Below are 7239 nucleotides of genomic sequence, written 5' to 3'. Positions count from 1 at the left end.
CCAGCCGATTCTCACAGTCATAAACAAACGTCTGCAGCGTGCCCATCCCGCTGCGTTTCTCAATCAGGTTGCCCCACGCATCGTAGGCATATTCCTGATCTCGCCAGCGCTTGAGACGGTTGTCTTTGACGTCGTCGAACTGGCTGGTGTTGAAGTTCAGCCGGTTCGCCGCGGCGTCGTAGCGGAATTCTTCGCTGTCGAGCAACTGGCCGGTGTCGCGGCTGTGCAGTTGGCCGTTGGCTTCGTATTCGTACTTGATCTCGCCGCGCAGTTTGTCGAGGGTGCGGGTCAACTCGCCAGCCGGGTCGTACTGGTGACGGCGGTGGATCGGGTTGTAGGCGTGTTCCACCAGCAGGTCAGGCTGAATTCCGGGGTTGTGGATGCGCGAGAGTTTTTCCGCCGGCAGGCGCGAGGCGAATTGCCAGGCTTTGCGGCCCATGGCGTCGTAGCCAAAACAACTGGTGAGTTTGCCCTGTGTACGCAGGACTTCGCGATGCAGGTCGTCGCGCTCGATGTCGCTGATGAGCTGNAGCTGGCCGTCGAGGTTGAGTTGGTGCAGGTGGCCACTGCCGTAGTACAGGTGATTGAGGTGTTGGCCGGTGGGCAACGTCAGCGTGGTGAGGTTGCTTAGCGGGTCGTACTCGTAGGATAAGGCACCTTGTGCCGTGGTCTCCTGGATCAGGCGGCCGAGCAGGTCGTAGGAGAATTCCAGCGTTTCTTCGCTGACGCCCAGTTGCTTGCCCTGCGCGGTCGGCAGGCGCTGGATCGACAGCAGGCGATCAGCGTCGTCGTACGCGTAATCCTGACGGGCATCGGCATTCAGTTTGGCCAGCAGCCGACCAATGCTGTCGCGCTCGAATTCGGTGCGGCGTTGTGGCCGTTCGCCGCGTTCGCCGTAGCCGGTTTCGTCGACCTGGGTCAGATGCCCGCCGAGGTTGTAGCTGAAGCGCCGGGTCAGGTTGTCGATGCGCTTTTCTTCGATCAGCCGGTCGGACGCATCGTAGGCGAATTGGTACGCCGCGTTGTTTTCGTTGATCAACGCGGTCAAACGAATCGCCGCGTCGTATTCGTAGCGGATGCGCTGGCCCTTGGCGTCCTGGCGGCTGCTCGGAAGGCCCCGGGCGGTGCGTAGCAGACGCGTGGTCTGGCCTTTGCCGTCGGTGTGCGTCAGTACCTGGCCGAGGGCGTTGTAGGTGAACGATTCGGCGCTGCCGTCCGGGTGATGGATGCGCAGCACTTCGCCGTCGGGTTTGCGTTCCAGCGTGGTGGTCTGACCCAGCGCGTCGGTCACGGCGACCAGGTGCTGGCGCTCGTCGAAGCGGTATGTGGTGGTTTTACCCGAGCAATCCTGGAAGCGCTCGACCTGGGCCAGGGTGTTCCACCACAGGTATTTGTTGAACAGTTGCTGAAAATAATCAGGCGAAACGCTNACGGCGACCAGGTGCTGGCGCTCGTCGAAGCGGTATGTGGTGGTTTTACCCGAGCAATCCTGGAAGCGCTCGACCTGGGCCAGGGTGTTCCACCACAGGTATTTGGACTTGTGGCTGGCGTCGATAATTACAATAGAGGAAGCGGCTGAGACAACGTTGGCAGCCACTTCTTTTACGTTGGATTATAAAAGAGCGAACAGTAGAGAGCACAATGATCACGCGGGGAAATTATGGCAAAAAAACGTGCTCAGCCGTAAAAGTAGTCAAAAAATCTTTCAAAGTTTTCTTCACCTAATAGAGGAGAGATTTCATCATTCACTCTCGCAACAAATAACGAGCTCAATCCGTCATCATCAGAAATCTCAAAAACATTAAATTCGCCATAAACAATCTCAACCAGCTTCGCCAATGCAAAAATAAAATCAGCTAGCGAATCTGAAATTTTAAAGGGGGCAACCGCACTATAACTTGCATAAACCGGAGTATTCTTGACATTTGTTACTGCAATAACAGGCTTTCCGCCCCCAGAATCATCCATCACGACTACAAAAGCTTGATTCCACTCCTTGTTTAACTTAGTAACTGACCCCACATTAACCCACTTATAGCCAACTTGACCTTTCTCAATCGAGTCAAGACTAAAAAGCTTTAACGGCGTAAATCCTGTTTCGATTTTGACATCAACCGGCTCATAATCATTGAAAAAATCATCCAACTCAACTGAGCGACCAAGAGTCGAAGGCCATTTAAGACTAACTTCACCGCGCCGCTGAAAACTACCGGACAGGTTATATTTATTATGGACTCTGGCCAACTCAGCCGCTGCATGCCCTATACCATTCATAGCGTCCTCCAAAACGTAAATCATTAACCACAGGAACCTAATTTCGCTGCACTTTTGACACGATCGATTAAGCGTCCCTTCCCTGCGTTTGTGTAACTTCCGCGGTGTCCCTGAGGGCTATTCAAGTGCTCATCGATACCACTTGGATGATTAGCATTCTGCAAGAAAACGATATTCCTCGGATCACCCTTCCAAGCGGGTCCAAGGCGACCATTGCCCTCGACGCTATTAATATGATGGCCAGTGTAACCAGCTTCGGACATGATTGAAGAAAGCTGCGCATTATTGCGAGTGCCTAAAATAGTCTGGCGCTCCGCAGCGGTCCAATTTCGACTACCTCCGCCTCTCTCAACGAGCGCCCTCTCCTCACCCCAGGCTCGGCTAATAGCAGTGCCTCGTGCGCCCGCTTGCGGGGTCACCGATGCCCTCGGTTTATATCTGACCAAGTCTTCTGGGCTTAAACCAGAAGGGTCAACCCAAGCTATTGAGTTTGGAGCATACTCGTAAAGATTAAAGCTCCCAATTAGTCCAATCGGATCCTGCGTAACAAACCGCCCCACCTCCGGATCGTAATACCGAAACGTGTTGTAGTGCAGCCCCGTCTCGTCGTCGAAATACTGCCCCTGAAACCGCAGGNGGATCCTGCGTAACAAACCGCCCCACCTCCGGATCGTAATACCGAAACGTGTTGTAGTGCAGCCCCGTCTCGTCGTCGAAATACTGCCCCTGAAACCGCAGGTTCTGTTCGACTGCATCGACCGTCAGCTTCTCAACCGAACCCCAAGCCTTGTACGTCGCCTGCCAGACAATGCTCCCGTCCGCGTCAGTCATCTCCAGCGGCGTACCAATCTGGTCGGTATGGAAGTAGTAAAGCTGCTGCGCTTCACCTNTGTACGTCGCCTGCCAGACAATGCTCCCGTCCGCGTCAGTCATCTCCAGCGGCGTACCAATCTGGTCGGTATGGAAGTAGTAAAGCTGCTGCGCTTCACCCTCTTCCTGGTCCACCCGCGCCAAGGGGGCATAACTGCCCGGCTCATACAGGTACAGACTGCTCCGCCCCGGACTTTCCTCGCGCAACATCCGCAGACCTTGCCACAGGAAATGCTTCTGCTCGGTTTTACCCTTGAACTCTGAAACCTTGGCAACCCGCCGTCCGAGGCTGTCGTACCGANCGCAACATCCGCAGACCTTGCCACAGGAAATGCTTCTGCTCGGTTTTACCCTTGAACTCTGAAACCTTGGCAACCCGCCGTCCGAGGCTGTCGTACCGATACGAACCGGTACTCTCCAGCTTTCCGTTGACCAACGTCTCGGCCCGGACCAGCCGATTCTCACAGTCATAAACAAACGTCTGCAGCGTGCCCATGCCGCTGCGTTTTTCAATCAGGTTGCCCCACGCATCGTAGGCATACTCCTGATCCCGCCAGCGCTTGAGGCGGTTGTCCTTGACGTGGTCGAACTGGCTGGTGTTGAAGTTCAGCCGGTTCGCCGCCGCGTCGTAGCGGAATTCTTCGCTGTCGATCAGTTGGCCCGTGTCACGGCTGTGCAACTGGCCGTTGGCTTCGTATTCGTACTTGATCTCGCCGCGCAGTTTGTCGAGGGTACGGGTCAACTCGCCAGCCGGGTCGTACTGNGGTTGTCTTTGACGTGGTCGAATTGGCTGGGGTTGAAGTTCAGCCGGTTCGCCGCGGCGTCGTAGCGGAATTCTTCGCTGTCGATCAGTTGGCCCGTGTCACGGCTGTGCAACTGGCCGTTGGCTTCGTATTCGTACTTGATCTCGCCGCGCAGTTTGTCGAGGGTACGGGTCAACTCGCCAGCCGGGTCGTACTGATGGCGGCGGTGGATCGGGTTGTAGGCGTGCTCCACCAGCAGATCGGGCTGGATACCGGGGTTGTGGATGCGTGAGAGTTTTTCCGCCGGCAGGCGCGAGGCGAACTGCCAGCTCTTGCGGCCCATGGCGTCGTAGCCGAAGCAACTGGTGAGCGCGCCCTGGGTGCGCAGGACTTCGCGGTGCAGATCGTCGCGCTCGATGTCACTGATGAGCTGGCCGTCGAGGTTGAGTTGGTGCAGGTGGCCACTGCCGTAGTACAGGTGATTGAGGTGTTGGCCGGTGGGCAACGTCAGCGTGGTGAGGTTGCTTAGCGGGTCGTACTCGAGACCGGAGCTACATGGGTAGGATTGAACGNCTGATGAGCTGGCCGTCGAGGTTGAGTTGGTGCAGGTGGCCACTGCCGTAGTACAGGTGATTGAGGTGTTGGCCGGTGGGCAACGTCAGCGTGGTGAGGTTGCTCAGTGGGTCGTATTTGTAGACCAAGTACGCCTTGGGAATTGATCTCTTTGACCAGAAGCCCCGTAAGGTCGTAGGCGAACTCTAGCTGGATCACTGCGAGCGTGGCTCAAATATAAAAACGATATCGTTTGCTAGCGATAAAAACATGATGGATGAAAGGACATTTCAGCCACCAGATAGCTTATTATTAAAGAGCCCGACGAATGTGATCCCAATAGTTACTTCCAAACGAATCCAGAATATCCATAACCTTAGAGTCGAATAAATCAAGAAAAGCCGACAAACACAACCCTCCTTCAACTTAACTCGAAACCCTCTAAGAAGTCGTTAAAATTTGCCCACTGGGGCTTGAGCCCCCCCCCTATTTAAACCCAGACAATGAACCGTCACGGGAAAGTTCGACAACCTCAACTACTAGCCTTATAAAAAACCACTCTCACCTTCAAAACTATCCAATGAAAGATACTCAATAGGAATCCCAAGCGTTTCACAGGTTCGTTTCAGCACCAAATCAATTGGTTTTTTTTAAAAAAACAAAATATTTGAAACATCTCTTTGCCACAACTTATAAAAGTCGGCCGGCCCTCAAAATGAAGATAGAACCAACTGGAAATCACCTGACGTATCAACGCCTATTTTTTAGTTCTATTTCATAATCAGTGCTAACGTCATCAAACCACCAACCTTGCCCCTTTAAAACAATCTACATCTTTTTTCGAGATCATATGCTCACCCGTAACTCAAAAAAACGCTAGACAGCACAGAGTTTCGAATTTGCCCTTTCTAACAACTCTCTCGATTCTCACTAAAAAATCTCTCAGGCAGTACGCAGCTCGCACACCGCCTGACCTTTACCATCGGTGCGTATCAACACTTAGTTGGTTCGTTATACGTGAGCGGCTTGGCGCAATCTTCCGCACCGCTCTAAAACATCTTGAAATAATGCTAAATTTTTAAACAACAAAATAAGCCAAACAACACTTACTAAAAAACCTTGAATGCATCATTCTCATAGTAAAACTTAAACGCTTCAAAACAATCCTCTACCGTCGCCCCCCCCCTTAACTGTTGATTAGCATTTGAAATCACATCCTCAATCATGGGAGTATCCAACGTTTCTTTCCAGCCATCGCTCGCCACTTGCGGTGGCAAATAGTCGGTTGATTCGGGAGGAAAATCTCGGCTATCTAATGAAAATGCCCCCCTCGTATCTAGCGTCCATGGCGCATCTGGTAGATAAAACCATGAATCCGGCATTACATGTATATCTTCCAATACTTCCCTAATACTATATGTTTTCACATTCACCTCAACACGCTGAACTTTGCAATTTTTTAAAACCACCCTGCTGATTAGGGTGAAGACTATTTTGTACCGGTCCAGGCGCCTGATGTTGGGACCTGGGTATCAATTCAATATCCTTTGGTGTTTGAGCATTGTGGTGCCAAGAATGGTTTGGTGGACTCCTGTCACTAAACCCCCCTCTTGGCCCAGGTTTAATATGCTCCACAACCTCAGGTGGAAGAGTGGAATTTAGCTCAGGATATTTCAACGTCCTATTGTACAATTCTTCATTCGCATATCGAAAATGAGTAGGCCTCCCAGAGGCATGTATATCTTGTGGCATCTCTACACTCGTCCATACGCTGTACTGACTACTAGACAAAGGTCTACCGCTAGCATCGAACCCAGTCCATCCAAGTGGATCGATCCAACCTGTTGGGTTAAGCACATAGCGATAGAGATTGCTTCCCCCATCCAACCCAATCGGATCCTGCGTAACAAACCGCCTAGTGCAGCCCCGTCTCGTCGTCGAAATACTGCCCCTGAAACCGCAGGTTCTGCTCGACGGCATTGACCGTCAGCTTTTCAACCGAGCCCCACGCCTTATACGTTGCCTGCCAGACAATCTCCCCATCACGGTTCGTCACCTCCAACGGCGTACCAATCTGGTCGGTATGGAAGTAGTAAAGCTGCTGCGCTTCACCTTCTGCCTGGTCGACACGCGCCAACGGCACATAGCTGCCCGGTTCGTAGATATACAGACTGCTTTGCCCCGGACGCTCCTCCCGCAGCATCCGCAGGCCTTGCCATAAGAAGTGTTTCTGCTCGGTCACGCCATTAACAACAGACTGTTTACCAACCCGCCGCCCAAGGCTGTCGTACCGATATGCACCGGTACTCTCCAGCTTGCCGTTGACCATCGTCTCAGCTTTGACGAGGCGGTTTTCGCAGTCATACGTGAACGTCTGCAGCCGGTTCATCCCGCTGCGTTTCTCAATCAGGTTGCCCCGAGGCGGTTTTCGCAGTCATACGTGAACGTCTGCAGCCGGTTCATCCCGCTGCGTTTCTCAATCAGGTTGCCCCACGCATCGTAGGCATATTCCTGATCCCGCCAGCGTTTGAGGCGGTTGTCTTTGACGTGGTCGAACTGGCTGGTGTTGAAGTTCAGCCGGTTCGCCGCGGCGTCGTAGCGGAATTCTTCGCTGTCGATCAACTGGCCGGTGTCGCGGCTGTGCAACTGGCCGTTGGCTTCATATTCGTACTTGATCTCGCCACGCAGTTTGTCGAGGGTGCGGGTCAACTCGCCAGCCGGGTCGTACTGGTGACGGCGGTGGATCGGGTTGTAGGCGTGTTCGACCAACAGCGCAGGTTGGATGCCTGGATTGTGAATT

Annotated in this window: 3 protein-coding genes and 9 pseudogenes; all 12 read right to left on the bottom strand. The window is 53.2% G+C overall.

Going from position 1 to position 7239, the window contains the following annotated elements; all coding sequences use genetic code 11:
* Nucleotides 1-529: pseudogene (locus ASD60_RS29460) on the bottom strand (RHS repeat domain-containing protein); the annotation flags it as partial.
* 1 nt (nt 530) lies between these two features.
* Nucleotides 531-1429: pseudogene (locus ASD60_RS29455) on the bottom strand (type IV secretion protein Rhs); the annotation flags it as partial.
* A 248-nt stretch (nt 1430-1677) separates the two neighbouring features.
* Complete coding sequence (locus tag ASD60_RS13695; RefSeq protein ID WP_056854519.1) at nt 1678-2274, bottom strand: hypothetical protein; 597 nt, start codon at nt 2272-2274, stop codon at nt 1678-1680.
* A 23-nt stretch (nt 2275-2297) separates the two neighbouring features.
* On the bottom strand, nt 2298-2759 hold the full coding sequence (locus tag ASD60_RS29660) for a hypothetical protein (RefSeq protein WP_442966000.1): 462 nt from the start codon (nt 2757-2759) through the stop codon (nt 2298-2300).
* Nucleotides 2735-2910, bottom strand: a pseudogene (locus ASD60_RS29895) (RHS repeat-associated core domain-containing protein); the annotation flags it as partial. The gene ASD60_RS29660 and the pseudogene ASD60_RS29895, both read right to left, overlap by 25 nt.
* Nucleotide 2911: 1 nt before the next feature.
* Nucleotides 2912-3163: pseudogene (locus tag ASD60_RS29440) on the bottom strand (RHS repeat-associated core domain-containing protein); the annotation flags it as partial.
* A gap of 1 nt (nt 3164) precedes the next feature.
* Nucleotides 3165-3445: pseudogene (locus ASD60_RS29435) on the bottom strand (RHS domain-containing protein); the annotation flags it as partial.
* A gap of 1 nt (nt 3446) precedes the next feature.
* A pseudogene (locus tag ASD60_RS29430) lies at nt 3447-3907 on the bottom strand (RHS repeat domain-containing protein); the annotation flags it as partial.
* Nucleotide 3908: 1 nt separating this feature from the next.
* Nucleotides 3909-4459, bottom strand: a pseudogene (locus ASD60_RS29890) (RHS repeat domain-containing protein); the annotation flags it as partial.
* Between the two features lies 1 nt (nt 4460).
* Nucleotides 4461-4652, bottom strand: a pseudogene (locus ASD60_RS29885) (hypothetical protein); the annotation flags it as partial.
* Between the two features lie 896 nt (nt 4653-5548).
* Nucleotides 5549-5866, bottom strand: a complete 318-nt coding sequence (locus ASD60_RS13675; protein ID WP_056854515.1) for a DUF7716 domain-containing protein — start codon at nt 5864-5866, stop codon at nt 5549-5551.
* A 7-nt stretch (nt 5867-5873) separates the two neighbouring features.
* Nucleotides 5874-7239: pseudogene (locus tag ASD60_RS28855) on the bottom strand (RHS repeat domain-containing protein); the annotation flags it as partial.

The organism is Pseudomonas sp. Root562, assembly GCF_001427125.1.
GTDB lineage: Bacteria > Pseudomonadota > Gammaproteobacteria > Pseudomonadales > Pseudomonadaceae > Aquipseudomonas.
The sequence above is the reverse complement of the archived record's forward strand: the minus strand, read 5'-3'. Positions and strand labels throughout refer to the sequence as shown.